Origin of the sequence: Phenylobacterium sp. J367, from assembly GCF_024699985.1 — a bacterium.
Classification (GTDB): Bacteria; Pseudomonadota; Alphaproteobacteria; order Caulobacterales; family Caulobacteraceae; genus Phenylobacterium.
In genome coordinates this window covers 3,100,709-3,120,074 of sequence record NZ_JAJONA010000001.1, presented here as the reverse complement: position 1 = coordinate 3,120,074, position 19,366 = coordinate 3,100,709, and the positions used below count along the sequence as shown (strand labels likewise).

At 68.9% G+C, this 19,366-nt stretch carries 12 protein-coding genes and 3 pseudogenes; 5 read left to right on the top strand and 10 right to left on the bottom strand.

Annotation, left to right across the window (positions count from 1 at the left end; genetic code table 11):
* Nucleotides 1-47: 47 nt before the first annotated feature.
* From LRS04_RS16700 to LRS04_RS16690, 3 genes and pseudogenes are all read right to left on the bottom strand, one after another.
* Nucleotides 48-692, bottom strand: a complete 645-nt coding sequence (locus LRS04_RS16700; RefSeq protein ID WP_257819160.1) for an NAD-dependent epimerase/dehydratase family protein — start codon at nucleotides 690-692, stop codon at nucleotides 48-50.
* Entirely contained in the window at nucleotides 643-1,098 is a 456-nt protein-coding gene (locus tag LRS04_RS16695; RefSeq protein WP_257817313.1) for an NAD-dependent epimerase/dehydratase family protein, read from the bottom strand. The genes LRS04_RS16700 and LRS04_RS16695 overlap by 50 nt, the downstream gene beginning before the upstream one ends.
* Nucleotides 1,099-1,138: 40 nt before the next feature.
* Nucleotides 1,139-1,941, bottom strand: a pseudogene (locus LRS04_RS16690) (SMP-30/gluconolactonase/LRE family protein).
* Nucleotides 1,942-2,085: 144 nt separating this feature from the next.
* Between LRS04_RS16690 and LRS04_RS16685 the strand changes: the two are divergent.
* Nucleotides 2,086-2,778 carry a hypothetical protein gene (locus tag LRS04_RS16685; protein WP_257817311.1) on the top strand — a complete coding sequence of 231 codons (693 nt, stop codon included), beginning with the start codon at nucleotides 2,086-2,088 and terminating at the stop codon, nucleotides 2,776-2,778.
* Nucleotides 2,779-2,879: 101 nt separating this feature from the next.
* Nucleotides 2,880-3,173 (top strand): hypothetical protein, encoded by a 294-nt coding sequence (locus tag LRS04_RS16680; protein WP_257817310.1) that lies wholly within the window; start codon nucleotides 2,880-2,882, stop codon nucleotides 3,171-3,173.
* A gap of 309 nt (nucleotides 3,174-3,482) precedes the next feature.
* Here the strand turns inward: LRS04_RS16680 and LRS04_RS16675 are convergent, their stop codons facing one another.
* The 4 genes and pseudogenes from LRS04_RS16675 to LRS04_RS16660 form a co-directional block, all read right to left on the bottom strand.
* Nucleotides 3,483-3,830, bottom strand: coding sequence for a response regulator (locus tag LRS04_RS16675; protein ID WP_257819159.1), 348 nt, complete (start codon nucleotides 3,828-3,830; stop codon nucleotides 3,483-3,485).
* 205 nt (nucleotides 3,831-4,035) lie between these two features.
* Nucleotides 4,036-5,553, bottom strand: a pseudogene (locus LRS04_RS16670) (response regulator); the annotation flags it as partial.
* 1 nt (nucleotide 5,554) lies between these two features.
* A complete protein-coding gene (locus LRS04_RS16665) occupies nucleotides 5,555-10,240 on the bottom strand; it encodes a HAMP domain-containing protein (protein WP_374576595.1) in 4,686 nt (1,561 codons plus the stop codon).
* 159 nt (nucleotides 10,241-10,399) lie between these two features.
* On the bottom strand, nucleotides 10,400-11,407 hold the full coding sequence (locus tag LRS04_RS16660) for a HAMP domain-containing protein (RefSeq protein WP_257817309.1): 1,008 nt from the start codon (nucleotides 11,405-11,407) through the stop codon (nucleotides 10,400-10,402).
* A 431-nt stretch (nucleotides 11,408-11,838) separates the two neighbouring features.
* Between LRS04_RS16660 and LRS04_RS16655 the strand changes: the two genes are divergently transcribed.
* Genes LRS04_RS16655 through LRS04_RS16645 form a run of 3 tightly spaced genes read left to right on the top strand, consistent with a single transcriptional unit; the run spans nucleotide 11,839 to nucleotide 14,554 of the window.
* The gene (locus tag LRS04_RS16655; RefSeq protein WP_257817308.1) at nucleotides 11,839-12,618 is read left to right on the top strand and encodes a nucleotidyltransferase family protein; all 780 of its coding nucleotides are present in this window, start codon (nucleotides 11,839-11,841) and stop codon (nucleotides 12,616-12,618) included.
* Nucleotides 12,602-13,363 carry a metallophosphoesterase gene (locus LRS04_RS16650; protein ID WP_257817307.1) on the top strand — a complete coding sequence of 254 codons (762 nt, stop codon included), beginning with the start codon at nucleotides 12,602-12,604 and terminating at the stop codon, nucleotides 13,361-13,363. Before LRS04_RS16655 ends, LRS04_RS16650 begins: the two co-directional genes overlap by 17 nt.
* A 21-nt stretch (nucleotides 13,364-13,384) precedes the next feature.
* Nucleotides 13,385-14,554 carry a glycosyltransferase gene (locus LRS04_RS16645; RefSeq protein ID WP_257817306.1) on the top strand — a complete coding sequence of 390 codons (1,170 nt, stop codon included), beginning with the start codon at nucleotides 13,385-13,387 and terminating at the stop codon, nucleotides 14,552-14,554.
* Here the strand turns inward: LRS04_RS16645 and LRS04_RS16640 are convergent.
* The 3 genes and pseudogenes from LRS04_RS16640 to LRS04_RS28180 all read right to left on the bottom strand — a co-directional run bounded on the left by LRS04_RS16640 (nucleotide 14,551) and on the right by LRS04_RS28180 (nucleotide 19,195).
* Complete coding sequence (locus LRS04_RS16640) at nucleotides 14,551-16,002, bottom strand: glutamate synthase subunit beta (protein WP_257817305.1); 1,452 nt, start codon at nucleotides 16,000-16,002, stop codon at nucleotides 14,551-14,553. The genes LRS04_RS16645 and LRS04_RS16640 overlap by 4 nt on opposite strands.
* Before the next feature lie 23 nt (nucleotides 16,003-16,025).
* Nucleotides 16,026-18,812 (bottom strand): annotated as a pseudogene (gltB, locus tag LRS04_RS28185) (glutamate synthase large subunit); the annotation flags it as partial.
* An 8-nt stretch (nucleotides 18,813-18,820) separates the two neighbouring features.
* Nucleotides 18,821-19,195, bottom strand: coding sequence for a glutamate synthase central domain-containing protein (locus tag LRS04_RS28180; protein WP_374577232.1), 375 nt, complete (start codon nucleotides 19,193-19,195; stop codon nucleotides 18,821-18,823).
* Nucleotides 19,196-19,366 lie beyond the last annotated feature (171 nt).

Sequence of the window (19,366 nt, the reverse complement as noted above, 5' to 3'; positions counted from 1 at the left end):
AAACCTTACTCTCGCCCAGGTGGCGCCGTCGACCGTTACGCTTGCAACTAGACGGCCGGACTGGGCTTGGCCGCGCCGCGGCCGGCTCGGACGCCGGCGCCGTAGGCGGGGCGGGACTCCCACCGGAGCGCGTCGGCCACGATCTGGTCCAGGCTCGAGCACACCGGGCGCCAGCCCAGCAACGCTGCGGCTCTCGCCGAATCGGCCACCAGGCTCGGCGGATCGCCGGCCCGCCTCGGGCCGATGCTGTGCGGCACCGGGCGGCCCGCCGCCCGGCCGACCGCCTCGACCACCTCGCGGACGGAAGCGCCGACGCCCGTGCCGACGTTCACCGCCTCGTAGCCGCCGTCCGGCAGCGCGACCTTCAGCGCCGCCACGTGCGCGGCGGCCAGGTCGGTCACGTGGATGTAGTCGCGCAGACAGGTGCCGTCCGGCGTGTCGAAGTCGTCGCCGAAGATGGTCAGCGGCTTGCCGTCGCCCAGCGCCGCGGCGATGGCCAGCGGGATCAGATGGGTTTCCGGCTCGTGCGCCTCCCCGATCAGGCCCGAGGAGTCGGCGCCGGCGGCGTTGAAGTACCGCAGCGCCACGGCGCTCAGGCCATAGGCGCGGCACTGCGCCTGGATCAGCCATTCGCAGGCGAGCTTAGTGTCCCCGTAAGGACTGGCCGGAGCCTTGGGCGCATCCTCGGGAATGGTCTCGAGGGCGCCGCGCCCCCTGACCGTAGACCGCCGCGGACGATGAGAAGACCAGCCGCTCGACGCCCATGTCCCGCATGACCGTCAGCAAGGTGACCGTGCCGGCGACGTTGTGCTCCCAGAAGAGGTCCGGCTTCTGCACCGAGCGTCCCACTTCGATGAGGCCCGCGAAGTGGATCGCCGAGCGGATGCCGTAGGTCTCGATCGCGTCCGCCAAGCCGCTGGCGTCGCGGATGTCGCCGTGCACGAAAGCGCCCCAGCGCACCGCCTCGCGGAAGCCGGAACTCAGGCTGTCGAAGACGACCGGGAAGTACCCCTCCTCCGCCAGCGCCTTGGCCGTGTGAGCGCCGATGTAGCCGGCCCCGCCCGTCACCAGGACGGCTGGTTTCGATCCCCGATCCATGCGGTCACAATCCCCCGTCCGGTCATCCGTTCCGTCAGCTTCAGCCGGCAAACACCGGAAGCGCCAGACCTTTCACGCCCGCATCGAACGCGAAGAGGCTTCCGGCCAGCGGCTGCCGCGCCCGCGCGGCCTCGGGCAGCTCGTCCCAGGCGCTGGTGATGTAGAGCGTCGAGAGGTCCGGCCCGCCGAAGGCGCAGCTCGTCGGCTGGCTGACCGGGACCTCGATCATCCGGTTGACCCGCCCGAAGGGGTCGTAGCGCACGATCCGGCCGCCGCCCCACAGCGCGGTCCAGAGATAGCCCTCCGCATCGACGGCCGAGCCGTCCGGCGAGGCGGCCTGGCCACGGGTGTGGGCGAACTCGCGGACCTTCGACAGGTCGTCGGTCTGGTGGACGAAGATCGTCTGCAGCTTGGAATCCGCCATGTAGAGCAGCTTGCCGTCGGGACTGAACGACACGGTGTTCGGGATGTGGATGCCGGAGAGCACCTTCTTCGTCGCGAGGCCCGCGTCGGTGCGATAGACGGCGCCCGGCCGTTCGCCGCCGTTGTCGTCCATGGTGCTCCACCAGAAGCGCCCCTGCGGATCGATCTTGCCGTCGTTGGTCCGGAAGCCTTCGCCCAGGTCGTAGGCCTGCAGCATCTCCATGGTCCCGGCCCGCGGGTCGCACAGCACCAGGCCGGCGTCGCTGGCGACCAGCAGGCCGCCTTTGGCCCGGGGACGCCGGCGCTGGCCCTGACCGGCAGCTCGAACGTGCCGCGGTCGTCGGTGGCGGGCTCGAACCAGTTCAGCCGCCTGCCCTTGATGTCGAACCAGTAGAGCCGCTCCTCGGCGGCGGCCCACACGGGGCCTTCACCAAGCTGGTCCTGGGCCTGGACGACGCAACGCACGCTCAAGGAAGCTCTCCGCGACTGGCTGGCGCAGGCCTTCTAGTTCCGGCCAGGGGTTGCGGTCTACTCTGCCGCGGACGCCTCCGCGAGAGCCCGCCCGTGACCGCAACACCTTCGGACCTTCAGATCGGCGGCGCGCCGGTCGTCACGATCACCGCGGCCGACGCGCCGCCGGCCGGCCCGGCGATCCTAGACGCCACCGTCCTGCCGGGGCGCGGGATGATGCTTCTGCAGGCGAGCCTCCGCCTGCCGTCCGGCGAGATCGTCGATGCGATCCACGCTCCGGCGCCGGCCGAGGCCGCGAAGGCGCTCTCCGGTGGCGAGGACGACTTCGCGGGCAATCGGAGCTTCACCTTCGGCGGTTGCCTGCTCGCGCCGTTCGCCAATCGCATCCGCGGCCGGGCCCTGCCGGGCGCCCGCGAGATCGAATCCCTGATCGACGGCCGCCCTGTACGCCTGCTCCGCAACTGGGGCGGCAAGGCCGCTGGCGCCGAGCAGTACGCGATGCACGGCTTCCTGCTGGACGCGGAGGTTCCGTTCGAGGCGGAACCCGATCGCATCCGTGGCCACCTCGCCGCGGGCGATTTCGGCGGCCGCTGGCCCGGCCGGGTGGATCTGGACTTCGAATACCGGCTGGAGCGCGGCGGGCTCGTGCTCCGGATCGACGCCCGCAACGCCGGCGAAGGCCCCCTGCCCCTGGGCCTCGGCTGGCATCCCCTACCTGCGCCTGCCCAGCGGCCGACGCGCCCAGGCCCGCCTGCGGCTGCCGGCCGACCTGCGCGCCGAGGTTAACGACTACGACGAGGTGCTTCCCACCGGACGCCTGGCGCCCACCCGCGGGCGGCGCCTACGACTTCGGCGGCCCGGACGGCGCCGCCCTGGGCGAGCTCTACATGGACGACTGCTTCACCGGCCTGCGCCGCGAGGCGGACGAGGTCGTGACGGAAGTCCTCGATCCCGCGGCCGCGGTCGGCCTGCGGCTGCGCACCTCGTCGCCCGAGGTGAAGGCCGTTCAGGTCTTCGCGCCGGCCGACCAGGCGTTCGTCGTCGTGGAGCCGCAGTTCAATCTCGCCGAGCCCTATGCCGACATCTGGCCGCCAGGGACGGACACGGGGATGGCCCGTCTGCCGCCCGGCGGACGCCTGACGTACGAGGTCCGACTGGAGGCCTTCGCTGTAGGAACCTGAACCTCATTGGTGGATTACCGGGCCAAGCGAGGGCCCATGGAACGTGCGACCAGACGGGCCGACCCTCCGGGAACGGCCGAGATCATAAGCTTCGACAAGGCGCTGCTGGCGGCCTGTCCGCCCGACGTGCGCGACGACCTCATCACGGAAGCGTCGATGCTGGCCGACGCCTTCGCCCCCGAGGGGCGGGCCGAACAGCTCGACGCCATGGCCGATGCTCTGGAGGCGGGCGAACGCGACGCCGAGATGAGCCGGCAGCGGGCGCGCCGGCTGTCGGCCGCGCTCCGGTCGCTGGCGAAGGACTGAGCCCTACTCGGCCGCCGCGGCGCGGGACTTCTTGCGCCGGCCAGCCGCCGGCGGCTTGTCGAGAAGCTTCCGCAGCTTCGCAGCCAGCAGCGCCGTCTCGTAGGGCTTGTCGAGCAGCGGAAACTCCGCGTCCTCGATGACCGCGCCCTCTCCCACGAAGCCGGACGTGAGCAGGACGCGCAGGTCCGGGCGGATTTCGCGCGCCGTGCGCGCCAGGCTCACGCCGCTGACGCCGCCCGGCATCACCACGTCGGTGAACAACAGGTCGATCGGCGCGTCGGTGTGGATCACCTCCAGCGCTTCGGCGGCGTTGGTGGCCGAGGTCACGTGGTAGCCAAGCGCCGCCAGCATGTCCGTCGTCAGGGCCAGCACCGTGGCGTCGTCCTCGACGACCAGGATGCGCTCGTTCCCGCCCTCGATGGTCTTGACCCGCTCGGCCGGCTTCACCGGCTCCGCAGGGTTCGAGGAGGCGGGCAGCAGGAGCTGGAAGGTTGTCCCCCTGGCCGGGCGCGCTTTCCAGCCTGACCTCGCCCTCGGACTGCTGGACGAAGCCGTAGACCTGGCTGAGGCCGAGGCCCGAGCCCTTGCCGACCTCCTTGGTGGTGAAGAAGGGCTCGAAGACCCGCTCGCGGACCTCAGGCGTCATGCCGACACCGGTATCGGAGACATCGATGCCGATCTGCCCGTCCTGTCGCTGGGTGCGGATGGAGAGCGTTCCGCCGCCCGGCATGGCGTCGCGGGCGTTGACCGCGAGGTTGAGCAGCGCGGTCTCGAGCTGGGTGGGATCGACGTGGGCGCAGAGCTGCTCGCCGGCGAACGCGAGGTCCACGGTGACCGCCTCGCCCACCGCCTGGCGCAGGAGCGGCGCGAAGTCGTTGATCAGCACGTTCACGTCGACGGTCACGGGGGTCAGATGCTGGCGGCGTGAGAAGGCCAGGAGCTGCCGAGTGAGGTCTCGGCCGCGCTCGGCGGCCTGGCGGATCGCGTCGATCCGGCGCATGCGCCGGGCATCGTCCTCGACCTTGCGGGCCATCATGTCGATGTTGCCCAGCACGACGGTCAGCAGGTTGTTGAAGTCGTGGGCCACGCCGCCGGTGAGCTGGCCGACCGCCTCCATCTTGCGGGCCTGGGTGAGCTGCTCTTCCAGGCTGTGACGGTCGGTCGCGTCGAGAATGACGCCGAAGATCTCGCGCGGCTCGCCGTCGACGCTGGGGGCGATCACGCCCTGGTCGTGCAGCACCTTGTACTGGCCGTCCGCGCACAGCCACCGGAACTGGCAGGAATAGCGGCCGGTCTGGGCTGCCCGGGCGAAGGAGTCGATCACGCGGTCCAGGTCCTCGGGGTGGATCCGGCTGGTGCCGAACTCCGCCTCGTTGAGGAACCGGCGGGCCGGGAAGCCGGTGATGTCCTTCACCGACTCCGAGACGAACTGCGGCGCGTAGGGTGGCTCGATGCTGCGCGAGGTGAAGACGATCGGCATGGACTGCAGGATCGCCTCCTGCCGGGCCTCGGTGCGGCGGAGCGCGCGTTCGGTCTGGTCCTTCTCGGCCTTGACCCGCGCGTGCTCGTCCAGCAGCCACTGCTGGTAGGCCGACTGCCGCTTCACCTCCTCGGTCTTCAGGTAGAGGTCGGTGAGCACCGTCACCTTGGACTTCAGGATGAAGGGATCCACCGGCTTGAAGACCACGTCCACGGCCCCGGCCGAATACGCCTGGAAGACATGGGCCTCGTCGCGGAAGATCGCCGTCAGGAAGACGATCGGCGTGTCCTTGGTCCGCTTGCGCGACCGGATCAGCGCCGCCGTCTCGTAGCCGTCCATGCCCGGCATGTGCAGGTCGAGCAGGATGAGGGCGAACTCCTCGGTGAGCAGGCGCCTGAGCGCCTCCTCGCCCGACTTGGCGACCACCAGCTCATGACCCAGCTCCTCCAGCGCCTGGACGGCCGCGAACGCGTTCCGCTCGTCGTCGTCGACGATCAGGATGCGCGCCTTGAGCGGCTGCTCCAGGTCGGGCGGGGCCTGGGGCTCCGCCCGCCAGGTCCGGTTCAGGGCGCTGGCGGGTGAGGCTCGTGTCACGTCAGCTCGCTTGCGGCATCAGCGAAATGACCGTGTCGCTGGCCAGCTTCATGGCGTCGGCGCGCTGGATGGAGACGCGCAGCACCGACACCAGGTGGTCGATGTCCACCGGCTTCGACACGTAGTCCGAGGCGCCAGCCTGAATGCACTTCTGACGGTCTCCCTTCATCGCCTTGGCCGTCACCGCGACGATCGGCAGGTCGCTGAGGCCCGGCCGCGAGCGAATCTCGCGGATGGTCTCGTAGCCGTCCATATCGGGCATCATGATGTCCACCAGCACAACGTCCACGTCCGGCTTGGCGTCGAGCACCTCGAGCCCGGCCCGGCCGCTTTCGGCGTAGCTCAACTCGATACCGTACTCCTCGAGGGCCGAGGCCAGCGAGAAGATGTTGCGGATGTCGTCATCGATCACAACCACCTTGCGGCCGGTCAGCACCGCATCGTCGTGCTTCGACTGGCTGAGCTTCGCCTTGGCCGGAGCCGAGAGACGGTCCACCGGCTCGTGCAGCATCAGGCTGGCCTGGTCGATGAGCTGGTCGCTGGTCCGCGCGAGGCGAACGAGGCCGCCGAACACCGCGAGCCGCAGCCGGCGGTCGTCCTCGGATTCCAGCTCGGCGGGCGCATAGACCACCGCCGGGACCATCCGGCCATCCGACTGCTTGAGCTGTTCCACCAGCGCCTGGATCGGCATGGCCGCCGCCTCGATCATCAGGCCATCGGGACGGTCGGCTTCCTTCCGGGCCAGCACCTCGCCGAGGTCGGCGACGACCTCCACGTCGGTGAAGCACTGGCGGAGCGTCTCGGCCGCCTCGCCCTCCGAGCCGACCAGCACGATCCGGCGCTCCGCCTTCTCGACGAAGGTCTTCACGCCCTGCAGCGTCGACACCACGACCTCGCGCTCCACCGGCTTGTGGGTGAAGCCGAAGGCGCCCATGGAGAGGCCGAGGCCCTTCTGGTCGTCCGCCGAGATCACATGCACGGGGATGTGCCGGGTCTCAGGCGTGCGCTTCAGGAGGTCGAGCAGCGCCAGGCCGTCCATGTCGGGCAGGCCGATGTCGAGCATGATGGCGTCGGGCCCGAAGCGGCGGGCCAGCGACGGCGCCGCGGCCCCCTCGCCCGTAACCACACCCTTGAATCCGCTCTCGTGCACGAGGCTGAGCAGGATCGAGGCGAAGCGCGGATCGTCCTCGACGATCAGCACCACCGAGTCGCCCGAACGGACGCTGTCGCGGTCGTCGGCCACGGCTTCCACCGGCTCGTCCGAGAACGCCGAAGACATCAGCATCGGGCGCGGCAGCGGCATGCCCATGGAGCGCGTCGGCAGCGGCTGCTGAGCCGCCGGGCTGAAGTTCAGCGGCAGGAAGAGCGTGAAGGTCGAGCCCTTGCCGGGCTTGGATTCGACCTTCAGTTCGCCGCCGAGCAGGCGGGTGATCTCGCGGCTGATCGAGAGCCCCAGGCCCGTGCCGCCGTACTTGCGGCTGGTCGTGCCGTCGGCCTGCTGGAAGGCCTCGAAGATGATCCGCTGCTTGTCCTCGGGGATGCCGATGCCGGTGTCCTCGACCTGGAAGGCGAGCACCTGGCCGGCGGTGTTGAGGTGATCGTTGGTGGCGTTCCAGCCGCCGTTGGCGCGGCCGACCTTCAGCTTCACATGGCCCTTCTCGGTGAACTTGAAGGCGTTCGAGAGCAGGTTCTTGATGATCTGCTGCAGGCGCTTGTCGTCGGTGTACATCGAGCGCGCCAGCGCCGGGTCCAGCTCGACCTGGAAGTCGAGCTTCTTGTCCGCCGCGAGCTGCGAGAAGGTCCGGTCGACCTGGTCGCGCAGGCTGGCGAAGGACATCTCGCCGATGTCGAGCGTGACCGTGCCGGACTCGATCTTCGACAGGTCGAGGATGTCGTTGATCAGGCCGAGCAGGTCGGTGCCCGCGTCGTGGATGTTGCGGGCGAACTCCACCTGCTTGTCGGTCAGGTTGCCCTGGCCGTTGTCGGCCAGCAGCTTCGACAGGATCAGCAGCGAGTTCAGCGGCGTCCGAAGCTCGTGGCTCATATTGGCCAGGAACTCCGACTTGTACTTCGAGGTCAGAGCGAGCTGCTCGGCCTTCTCCTCGAGGGCCAGCTTCGCCTGCTCCACCTCCCGGTTCTTGGCTTCCACCTGCTGGTTCTGGACGGACAGCAGGTGCGCCTTCTCCTGCAGCTCGGCGTTGGTCTGCTGCAGTTCCTCCTGCTTGGTGCGCAGCAGCTCCTCCGACTGGCGGAGGGACGCGGCCTGCTGTTCCAGCCGGTCGTTGGTCTTCTTCAGCTCTTCCTGCTGGGCCTGCAGCTCGGAGGTCAGGAGCTGCGACTGCTTCAGCAGGCCCTCGGTCCGCATGTTGGCGGCGATGGTGTTCAGCACGATGCCGATGGATTCCATCAGCTGGTCGAGGAACTGCTGCTGGGTCTCGTTGAACTCGCCGAACGTGGCGAGCTCGATCACCGCCTTTACCTCGCCTTCGAAGAGCGCCGGCAGGACGATGATGTTGGCCGGCGGCGCTTCGCCGAGGCCCGACGAGACCTGGACGTAGTCCTTCGGAACGTTGGTCAGCAGGATGCGCGACTTCTCGTACGCGCACTGGCCGATCAGCCCCTCGCGCAGCTTGAACTGGCTGGCCAGGTGCTTGCGGTTGTTGAAGGCGTAGGAGGCCGCGAGGTTCAGGACCATCTGGCCGTCGTCGTCGCGGTCGGTGACGTAGAACACGGCGTGCTGGGCGTTGATCAGCGGCGCCAGCTCCGACAGCACCAGGTTCGACACGGTCGAGAGGTCCCGCTCGCCCTGCAGCATCCGGGTGAACCGGGCGAGGTTGGTCTTCAGCCAGTCCTGCTCGGTGTTCTTCAACGTCTGATCCTTCAGGTTCCGGATCATCTCGTTGATGTTGTTCTTCAGCTCTTCCACCTCGCCCGACGCTTCCACGGTGATCGACCGCGTCAGGTCGCCCTTGGTCACGGCGGTGGACACCTCGGCGATGGCGCGCACCTGGGTGGTCAGGTTGGCGGCCAGTTCGTTCACGTTGTCGGTCAGGTCGCGCCACAGGCCGGCCGCGCCGGGCACCCGGGCCTGGCCGCCGAGCTTGCCTTCCGAACCCACCTCGCGGGCCACGTTGGTCACCTGGTCGGCGAAGGTGGCCAGGGTTTCGATCATCCCGTTGATGGTGTCGGCGAGCGCCGCGATCTCGCCCTTGGCGTCCAGCGTCAGCTTCCGCTTCAGGTCGCCCATGGCCACCGCGGTCACGACGTCGGCGATGTTCCGCACCTGACCGGTCAGGTTGTTGGCCATCATGTTCACGTTGTCGGTGAGGTCCTTCCAGGTGCCGGCGACGCCGGGCACCTGCGCCTGACCGCCGAGCTTGCCTTCGGTACCCACTTCACGCGCCACCCGGGTCACTTCCGAGGCGAAGGAGTTCAGCTGGTCCACCATGGTGTTGATGGTGTTCTTCAGTTCGAGGATCTCGCCGCGCACGTCCACGGTGATCTTCTTGGAAAGGTCGCCCTTCGCCACCGCGGTCGTCACGTCGGCGATGTTGCGGACCTGGCCGGTCAGGTTGGCGGCCATCAGGTTCACGTTGTCGGTGAGGTCCTTCCAGGTGCCGGCGACGCCCTTCACCTGGGCCTGACCGCCCAGCTTGCCTTCCGTACCCACTTCCCGCGCCACCCGGGTCACTTCCGAGGCGAAGGAGTTCAGCTGGTCCACCATGGTGTTGATGGTGTTCTTCAGCTCGAGGATCTCGCCGCGCACGTCCACGGTGATCTTCTTGGACAGGTCGCCCATGGCCACCGCGGTGGTCACTTCGGCGATGTTCCGCACCTGGCCGGTCAGGTTGGCGGCCATGAAGTTCACGTTGTCGGTGAGGTCCTTCCAGGTGCCGGCGACGCCCTTCACCTGGGCCTGGCCGCCGAGCTTGCCTTCCGTACCCACTTCGCGCGCCACGCGGGTCACTTCCGAGGCGAAGGCGTTCAGCTGGTCCACCATGGTGTTGATGGTGTTCTTCAGCTCGAGGATCTCGCCCTTCACGTCCACGGTGATCTTCTTCGACAGGTCGCCGTTGGCCACGGCGGTCGTCACCTCGGCGATGTTCCGCACCTGGCCGGTGAGGTTGTTCGCCATCATGTTCACGTTGTCGGTGAGGTCCTTCCAGGTGCCGGCGACGCCCTTCACCTGGGCCTGGCCGCCCAGCTTGCCCTCGGTGCCCACTTCGCGGGCCACCCGGGTCACTTCCGACGAGAACGAGTTGAGCTGGTCCACCATGGTGTTGATGGTGTTCTTCAGCTCGAGGATCTCGCCGCGCACGTCCACGGTGATCTTCTTGGACAGGTCGCCCATGGCCACCGCGGTCGTCACCTCGGCGATGTTCCGCACCTGACCCGTCAGGTTGGCGGCCATCAGGTTCACGTTGTCGGTGAGGTCCTTCCAGGTGCCGCCGACGCCCTTCACGTTCGCCTGGCCGCCCAGCTTGCCTTCCGTACCCACTTCCCGCGCCACGCGGGTCACTTCGCTCGCGAAGGCGTTCAGCTGGTCCACCATGGTGTTGATGGTGTTCTTCAGCTCCAGGATCTCGCCCTTCACGTCCACGGTGATCTTCTTGGACAGGTCGCCGTTGGCCACGGCGGTCGTCACCTCGGCGATGTTCCGCACCTGACCCGTCAGGTTGGCGGCCATGAAGTTCACGTTGTCGGTCAGGTCCTTCCAGGGCGCCGGTCACGCCCTCCACTCGAGCCTGGCCGCCCAGCTTGCCCTCGGTGCCGACTTCGCGCGCCACGCGCGTCACTTCCGACGAGAAGGCGTTCAGCTGGTCCACCATGGTGTTGATGGTGTTCTTCAGCTCGAGGATCTCGCCGCGCACGTCCACGGTGATCTTCTTGAAAGGTCGCCGCGCGCCACGGCGGTGGTCACCTCGGCGATGTTACGGACCTGGCCGGTCAGGTTGGCGGCCATCAGGTTCACGTTGTCGGTGAGGTCCTTCCAGGTGCCGGCGACGCCCTTCACCTGGGCCTGGCCGCCCAGCTTGCCTTCCGTACCCACTTCGCGGGCCACCCGGGTCACTTCCGAGGCGAAGGCGTTCAGCTGGTCCACCATCGTGTTGATGGTGTTCTTCAGCTCCAGCACCTCGCCCTTCACGTCCACGGTGATCTTGCGCGAGAGGTCGCCGTTGGCCACGGCGGTGGTCACCTCGGCGATGTTCCGCACCTGGCCGGTCAGGTTCGCGGCCATGAAGTTCACGTTGTCGGTGAGGTCCTTCCAGGTGCCGGCCACGCCGCGCACCTGCGCCTGGCCGCCCAGCTTGCCCTCGGTGCCCACTTCCCGGGCCACGCGGGTCACTTCCGAGGCGAAGGAGCCGAGCTGGCCCACCATGGTGTTCACGACCTTGCCGATGCGCAGGAACTCGCCGCGCAGCGGCCGCTCCTCGTTCTCGAGGTCCATGGTCTGGGAAAGGTCGCCCTTGGCCACCGCGCCGATCACGCGGGCCATTTCGGCGGTCGGGTGGACCATGTCGGCGATCAGGGTGTTCACCGCGTCCACCGAGGCGGCCCACGACCCCTGGGCGGCCGGCAGCTTGGCCCGGTGGTTGATCTTGCCCTGGCGGCCCACGGTCTCGCCGAGCCGCTCGAATTCCTTGGTCATGCGGTCGTTGAGCTCGACCACGTCGTTGAACGCCTCGGCGATCTCGCCGGCGACGCCCGTCAGGCCGCGCGGCAGCCGGACCGAGAAGTCGCCGCGCCGGAACGCCCGGAGCGCCGAAACGAGCTCGCCCGTGTCGAAGGGCGCCTCGCTGGATTTGACGGACGACTTCGCCGATTTCGGCTTGGTGGAGACGGACGCGGCCATGGATCCCCCGGAGGCGCTGACAGTGCTCGCGAGGGACATGCTTTGCGCCCGGCCCAGCGCGAACGCGCTGGGACCGGAAGCAAGACACACCCCCGCCCTTTGGGCCGAACGAGCAAACGCCTGGGGAGGTTCCAGCTTGACTGAAAATAATTTGGGGACCGTCCGGCTACGTCATGTCGGCGAGGCGGCCAAACGGCGGGACAGCAGCGAGGATGACCCAAAACCCTTTTGACTTCAACTGCTAAGCTGGAACGCGCCGGAGACCCCGCGAACTGTTCAACCTTGCCGCGAGAGTTGCAGACGATCGTGGCGGGAACGGGTCTCAGCGGCGCCGTGGGCCGGCGGCGCGGCATGACCGGAACCGCCGGCAGAGGCTGCCGTTTGGGGCAGGGGCGCCCGCGCCCCGCCCATCCATCCGACCCCAGGGACGCATGTCGCAAGCCTATGACGCCTCGGCCTTCGAGCCCCCGCCCGAGGCGGAAGCCTTCTACGCCGAGAGCCTCAGGCTCCTGACGGAGTCCGGGATTCCGTTCCTGCTGTCCGGCACCTATGCGGTGACCGCCTACACCGGGATCGTTCGCCCGACGAAGGACCTCGATGTCTTCTGCAAGGCCGGCGACTATCCGAAGATCCTCGCCTACTTCCAGGAGCGCGGTTACCGCACCGACGTCGAGGACGAGCGCTGGATAGCCAAGGTCTGGCAGGACAACCACTTCTTCGACGTGATCTTCGCCATGTCGAACGGCACGGCCCCGATCACCGACGAGTGGTTCCGGGAGAACGACACGATCGTCGTCTACGGCGCCGAGGCGATGATCACGCCGCCCACCGAGCTCGTGGTCTCGAAGATGTTCATCCAGGACCGCTACCGCTACGACGGGGCGGACGTGGCCCATGTGATCCTCCGGGCCGGCGAGCGGATCGATTGGATCCGGCTGCTCCGCTACATGGAGCCCTACTGGGAGGTCCTGCTCACCCACCTCCTGAACTTCCGCTTCATCTACCCCACCGAGCGCGACGCCATCCCCACCTGGGTCATGGAAGAGCTGACCAGCCGGCTGAAAGCCCAGGTCGGCCTGCCGCCGGCGCGGGTGAAGGTGTGCCGGGGCCGGTTGTTCAGCCCCCGCGACTACGTCACCGACATCACCGAGTGGGGCTTCGCCGACGTGGTCGGCAAGGGACTGGAGGAGCGCCATGAGCCTATCGCCTGACGCCCCGCCGCTTCCGGGAACGCCCTCGAACGGCAAGCTCAGGGTGGCCGCCATCGGCGACCTGCACGTGGGGGAGAACCACCAGGCGCCTTACCGTGAGCTGTTCGCCAGGATCAGCGACGCCGCCGACGTCCTGGTGCTCTGCGGCGACCTGACCAACTACGGCAAGACCCCCGAGGTGGAGATTCTCGCCGAAGACCTGCAGGCCTGCACGATCCCGGTGGTCGGCGTCCTGGGCAACCACGACTACGAATGCGGCCAGCCGCAGGAGGTCGCCCGCATCCTGCACGACGCCGGCATGCGGATCCTCGACGGCGAGGCCTATGAAATCGAGGGCGTCGGCTTCGCCGGCTGCAAGGGCTTCATCGGCGGATTCGGCCGCTACATGCTGAGCGCCTTCGGCGAGCCCGAGATCAAGACCTTCGTCCAGGCCTCGGTGGACGAGAATCTGAAGCTCGAGAGCTCCATCCGGATGCTCCGGACCGAGCGGATCGTCGTGGTCACCCACTATTCGCCGGTGCAGGACACGGTCGAGGGTGAGCCGCCGGAGATCTTCCCCTTCCTGGGCTCGGCGCGGATGGGCGAGACCATCGACCGGTTCGACGGCGTGAAGCTGGCGCTCCACGGCCACGCCCACCGCGGCGCCTATCAAGGCCGCACCGCCCGCGGCGTGCCGGTCTATAACGTCGCCCGCCCGGTGCTGAACCGCGACGTTGGCGTCGAGTTCGCCCTCTACGAGGTGTAGGAATCGCCCGACTGTAGCGGCGTGAGGTTCGCGCTCTACAAGGGCCAGGGGCAGTACGGCTCCCTACGGCTGCACATCGACCAGCTGGCGCAGGCGCTAACCGGTCTCGGCCACGACGTGCGCATCCTCGACCTGATGGCGCCCGACGCCAACGAGCCGATCCGCGCGGCCATCGCCGACCCGCCGGACGCCTTCTTCGGCATCTCCGGCGTCGGCTCCGACATCAGGCTGGGCGACCGTTCCGCCTACGACCACCTGGGCAAGCCCTACGCCTCGCTCTACGTGGATCATCCGACCTACCATCTGCAGCGGCTGTCGAACCCGATCGCCAAGCACCTGGTCTTCTTCCTCGACCGCACCCACGTGCAGTTCATGACCGCCTGGGCCAGGCGCGGCGCCTTCGCGCACCTGGGCTTCCTGCCGCCGGGCGCCAACGAGCTGCCGGATCCGGTCGACCTGTCGGACGAGGCCTACGCCCGGCGCGACATCGGCGTGCTTTTCACGGGCACCTATCGTGGCGCTGCGCCGACGCCCTGGACGGAATGGCCGCAGGGTCCCGCCCCCACCATCATGGCCGGGGTGGCCGAACGGATGGCCGCCGACGCCCGCCTGCCGCTCATGGACGCGCTCAAGTCCGCCCTGCACGCGCTGGGCGGCGAGCTGACGGCCGAATACCTGCAGAGCCTCGCCCCCATCCTCCACGCCGGCCAGGCCTTCGCCGAGGCCTATCACCGTGACCGGCTGCTGCAGACGCTGGGCAAGGCGGGCGTGCCGATCGACGTCCGAGGCCACGGCTGGGAGCCGCTGGCGGAGCGCTATCCCTCGTTCCGCTACGGCGGCGTGGGCTCGTTCGAGGAGACGCTGGGGCTGCTCCGCCGGACGAAGGTCGTCCTCAACATCAACAACGGCTTCCTGGCCGGCGGCCATGAGCGGGTGTTCACGGCCATGTGCGCCGGAGCAGCGGTTTTCTCAGATTCCACAAAGTATTATGCGGACGCCTTCAAGGAAGGTCGCGAGCTGGAGACCTTCGCCTGGCCTAAGATGGACGAGGCGCCGGCGAAGCTCGCCGCCCTCGCCGCCGACGAGCCCCGCGCCGCCGGCATCGCCCGGGCCGGCGCGAAGAAGGCCACGGCCGAGCACCGCTGGACCGACCGCGCGGCCAAGCTCGTGAAGGCGATCAGGCAGGCCTAGCGCGGCAGCCGCGTGGCCCCCATCAGGTATTCGTCGACCGCCCGGGCGCACTGACGGCCCTCACGGATCGCCCAGACCACCAGGGACTGGCCGCGGCGCATGTCGCCGCAGGTGAAGATGTTCTGCGCCGAGGTCCGGTAGTCGACGACGTTCGCCCGCACGTTGCCTCGCGGGTCGAGCTCGACCCCGGCCTGCTCGATCAGGCCCGGGTGGCGCGGGCCCACGAAGCCCATGGCCAGCAGGACGAGGTCGGCCTGCAGTTCGAACGTCGAGCCCTCGATCTCCCGCATCTGCAGCCGGCCATCCGGCCCCGGGACCCACTCTATCCTGGCGCACTCGATGGCGGTGACGCGGCCATCCTCGCCGATCAGCCGCTTCGTCGTGACGGCGAAGTCGCGCTCGCAGCCCTCCAGGTGGCTGGACGAGGTGCGGAGCTTCAGCGGCCAGTCCGGCCAGGTGAGCGCCTTGTCCTCCTTCTCGGGCGGCATCGGCATGATCTCGAGCTGGACCACCGAGGCCGCGCCGTGCCGGTTGGACGTGCCTATGCAGTCCGAGCCGGTGTCGCCGCCGCCGATGACGACGACGTGCTTGCCCTTGGCGCTGATCGTCCCGCCCGGCGCCGCGATCTCCTCCTCGTCGCCGGCGTTGCGCTTGTTCTGCTGGACCAGGAACTCCATGGCGAAGTGGACGCCGTCCAGGTCCCGGCCGGGCACGGGCAGGTCGCGCGGATTCTCTGCGCCGCCGGCGAAGACCATCACGTCGTAGTCGTCGAGCAGGCGCTCCACGGTGACGTCGCGGCCGACCTCGAAGTTGGTGCGGAAGATCACGCCCTCCACCTCCATCTGCCGGACCCGCCGGTCGATGAGGTGCTTCTCCATCTTGAAGTCGGGGATGCCGTAGCGCAGCAGGCCGCCGATCCGGTCGCTCTTCTCGAAGACGGTCGGGGCGTGGCCGGCGCGGGCCAGCTGCTGGGCGCAGGCGAGGCCGGCGGGCCCGGAGCCCACCACCGCCACGCGCTTGCCGGTGCCGCGCGGCGACGGCTCAGGCTTCACCCAGCCTTCGTCCCAGCCGCGGTCGATGATCTGGCACTCGATGGTCTTGATGGTGACGGGCGTGTCCGGGATGTTCAGGGTGCAGGACGCCTCGCAGGGCGCCGGGCACACACGGCCGGTGAACTCAGGGAAGTTGTTGGTCGACTGGAGGTTCTCCAGCGCCGCCTTCCAGTGGTCGCGGTGGACCAGCTCGTTGAAGTCGGGGATCTGGTTGTTGACCGGACAGCCCTGGTGACAGAACGGGATCCCGCAATCCATGCAGCGCGAGGCCTGCCTGCGCAGCTCGCCTTCGGGCAGCGGGTTCACGAACTCGCGCCAGTGCTTCAGGCGCTCCTTCGGCGCTTCGTAGCCGCGGTCGCTGCGGTCGATCTCGAGGAAGCCGGTGGGCTTGCCCATGGGTATTCTCCGGACTTTCTCGGTTACTCGGCGGCCACGACGGGGACGGCCTCGCGCTCGGCCGCCAGGTCGAGCAGCGCACGGCGATAGTCGGTCGGCATGACCTTCACGAAGGCCCGGACGGCGTCGTCCCAGTTTTCCAGGATCTCAGCCGCCCGCTTGCTGCCGGTGTGCAGCCGGTGGCGCTCGATCAGGATGCGCAGCCGTTCGGCGTCGAACCGCAGCATGTCGCCCATGCCGTTGTTCTCCACCGACAGCGACCGCTGGCTGGGCCGGAACGGCTCGTCCGCGGCGGAGACCGGTCCGGCCGGCTCCACGCGCTCCAGCGCCACCATGGCGGTGTTGCAAAGCTCCGAGAACCGGCCCTCGGGGTCGTAGACATAGGCCACGCCGCCGCTCATCCCGGCCGCGAAGTTGCGGCCGGTGTCGCCCAGCACCACGACCACGCCGCCGGTCATGTACTCACAGCCGTGGTCGCCCACGCCCTCCACGACGGCCACCGCGCCGGAGTTCCGGACCGCGAAGCGCTCGCCGGCCACGCCCTCGAAATAGGCCTCGCCCGCGATCGCCCCGTAGAGCACCGTGTTGCCGACGATGATGTTGCGGGTCGGCTCGCGCGTCGCCTCGGCGGGCTGGCGCACGACCACCCGGCCGCCGGAGAGGCCCTTGCCCACATAGTCGTTGGCGTCGCCGACCAGCTCCAGCGTCACCCCGCGGGCCAGGAAGGCGCCGAAGCTCTGCCCCGCCACGCCCGTCAGCTTCAGGGAGATGGTGTCCTCGGGCAGGCCGGCATGGCCGTAGCGCTTCGCCACCTCGCCCGACAGCATCGCGCCGGCGGTCCGGTTGATATTGCGGATCTGGTACTCGCCCCGAACCGGCTCCCCCGTCTCCAGCGCCGCCTGCGCATCGCGGATGAAGGTGTGATCCAGGGCCTTGCCAAGGCCGTGGTCCTGGCGGTCCTGGTTCCACAGGCCCGGCTGCCCCTGGGCCGGCGCGGCGTAGAGGATCCGCGACAGGTCCACGCCGTGGGCTTTCCAGTGGTCGAGCGCCGGGCTCATGTCGAGGCGGTCGACGCGGCCGATCATCTCGTTGAGCGTGCGGAAGCCCAGCTCGGCCATGATCTCCCGCAGCTCCTCGGCCACGAAGAAGAAGTAGTTGATCACGTGCTCGGGCTGGCCGGTGAAGCGCGCGCGCAGCACCGGGTCCTGGGTGGCCACGCCCACCGGGCAGGTGTTCAGGTGGCACTTGCGCATCATGATGCAGCCGGACGCGATCAGCGGCGCAGTGGCGAAGCCGAACTCGTCGGCCCCCAGCAGCGCCCCGATCGCCACGTCGCGGCCGGTGCGCAGGCCGCCGTCCACCTGCACGGCGATGCGCGTCCGAAGGCCGTTCAGCAGCAGGGTCTGCTGGGTCTCGGCCAGGCCGATCTCCCAGGGCGAGCCCGCGTGGGTCAGGGAGGTCAGCGGCGAGGCGCCCGTGCCGCCCTCGAAGCCGGAGATGGTCACATGGTCGGCGCGCGCCTTGGCGACGCCCGCCGCGACGGTGCCGACGCCCACTTCCGAGACCAGCTTCACCGAGATGCGCGCACCCGGGTTCACGTTCTTCAGGTCGTGGATGAGCTGGGCCAGGTCCTCGATCGAATAGATGTCGTGGTGCGGCGGAGGGCTGATCAGGCCGACGCCCGGCGTCGAGTGCCGGACCCGGGCGATGTTCTTGTCCACCTTGTGGCCGGGCAGCTGGCCGCCCTCCCCGGGCTTTGCGCCCTGGGCCATCTTGATCTGGATGTCGTCGGCGTTGACCAGGTACTCGGCGGTCACCCCGAAGCGGCCGGACGCCACCTGCTTGATCGCCGAACGCATGCTGTCGCCGTTCGGCAGGGGCCGGAAGCGGTCGGACTCCTCCCCGCCTTCGCCGGTGTTCGACCGCGCGCCCATCCGGTTCATGGCGATGGCGAGGTTGGTGTGCGCCTCGCGGCTGATCGAACCGAACGACATGGCCCCGGTAGCGAAGCGCTTGACGATCTCGGACGCGGGCTCGACCTCGTCCAGCGGGATCGGCCGGTCGGCCGGCTTGAACCGCATGAGGCCGCGGATGGTCAGCAGGCGTTCGGACTGCTCGTTGATCGAAGCGGCGAAGGCCCGGTATTCGTCCGGCAGGTTGCCGCGCACCGCGTGCTGCAGCTTCGAGACCGACTCCGGTGTCCAGGCGTGCGCCTCGCCGCGCAGGCGCCAGGCGTACTGGCCGCCGACATCGAGCATCGACTTCAGCACCGGATCGTCGCTGTAGGCGTCCCTGTGCCGCCGCACGCTCTCCTCGGCGATCTCGGCCAGGCCGATGCCCTCGATCGTCGTGGCGGTGCCGGTGAAGTACTTGTCCACCAGCTTCGACGAGAGGCCGACGGCGTCGAAGATCTGGGCGCCGCAGTAGGACTGGTAGGTGGAGATGCCCATCTTGGACATCACCTTCAGCACGCCCTTGCCGATGGCCTTGATGTAGTTCTTCCGCGCCTCGTAGGCCGAGACCGGCAGGTCGTGGCGCTGGCGGATCTGCTCCAGGGTCTGGAAGGCGAGATAGGGGTTCACCGCCTCCGCGCCGTAGCCGGCCAGGACGCAGAAGTGGTGCACCTCGCGCGCCTCGCCGGTCTCGATGACGAGGCCGGTCTGCATCCGCAGGCCGCGGCTGATCAGGTGGTGGTGGACGGCGGCGGTGGCCAGCGCCGCCGGGATCGGGATGCGGTCGGCCGAGGCCGCCCGGTCCGAGATCACCAGGATGTTGTGATCCAGCAGGACCGCGTCCACCGCGTCCCAGCAGAGCTTGGTCAGGGGGCGCCCTCGAGGCCCTCCGCGCCCTCCTCCGCCGGCCAGGTGGCGTCCAGCGTGGCGGTGCGGAACGAGCCGTCCAGCAATTCCTCCACCGAGCGGATCTTGGCGAGGTCCTCGTCGGTGAGGATCGGCTGGGAGACCTCGAGGCGCTTGTGGGTGCCGGCCTGGCGGCCCAGCAGGTTCGGCCGCGGCCCGATCATCGAGACCAGGCTCATCACCAGCTCCTCGCGGATCGGGTCGATCGGCGGATTGGTGACCTGGGCGAAGTTCTGCTTGAAGTACTCGTAGAGCAGCTTCGGCCGCTTCGAGAGCACGGCGATCGGGGTGTCCGAGCCCATGGAGCCCACGGGATCGTCTCCGGCCCGCGCCATCGGCTCCAGGAAGAACTTCAGATCCTCCTCGGTGTAGCCGAACGCCTGCTGGCGATCGAGAAGCGCGTCGGGATCGTTCGGGACCGCGGCCGGCGGCGGCTCGGGCAGCGACAGTTCCTCCAGCTTGAACTGGGTCTCGGTGAGCCACTCCTCGTAGGGCGCGGCCTCGGC

Bases quoted from the DNA above. Each gene is read 5' to 3' on its own strand.
- LRS04_RS16680 (WP_257817310.1), top strand. From the start codon at position 2,880: ATGGACGACTGCTTCACCGGCCTGCGCCGCGAGGCGGACGAGGTCGTG.
- LRS04_RS16665 (WP_374576595.1), bottom strand. From the start codon at position 10,240: ATGGCCGCCAACCTGACGGGTCAGGTGCGGAACATCGCCGAGGTGACG.
- LRS04_RS16640 (WP_257817305.1), bottom strand. From the start codon at position 16,002: ATGGGCAAGCCCACCGGCTTCCTCGAGATCGACCGCAGCGACCGCGGC.
- LRS04_RS16660 (WP_257817309.1), bottom strand. From the start codon at position 11,407: ATGGCCGCGTCCGTCTCCACCAAGCCGAAATCGGCGAAGTCGTCCGTC.
- LRS04_RS16695 (WP_257817313.1), bottom strand. From the start codon at position 1,098: ATGGATCGGGGATCGAAACCAGCCGTCCTGGTGACGGGCGGGGCCGGC.
- LRS04_RS16675 (WP_257819159.1), bottom strand. From the start codon at position 3,830: ATGCTGGCGGCGCTTGGCTACCACGTGACCTCGGCCACCAACGCCGCC.
- LRS04_RS16650 (WP_257817307.1), top strand. From the start codon at position 12,602: ATGAGCCTATCGCCTGACGCCCCGCCGCTTCCGGGAACGCCCTCGAAC.
- LRS04_RS28180 (WP_374577232.1), bottom strand. From the start codon at position 19,195: ATGGCGCGGGCCGGAGACGATCCCGTGGGCTCCATGGGCTCGGACACC.
- LRS04_RS16655 (WP_257817308.1), top strand. From the start codon at position 11,839: ATGTCGCAAGCCTATGACGCCTCGGCCTTCGAGCCCCCGCCCGAGGCG.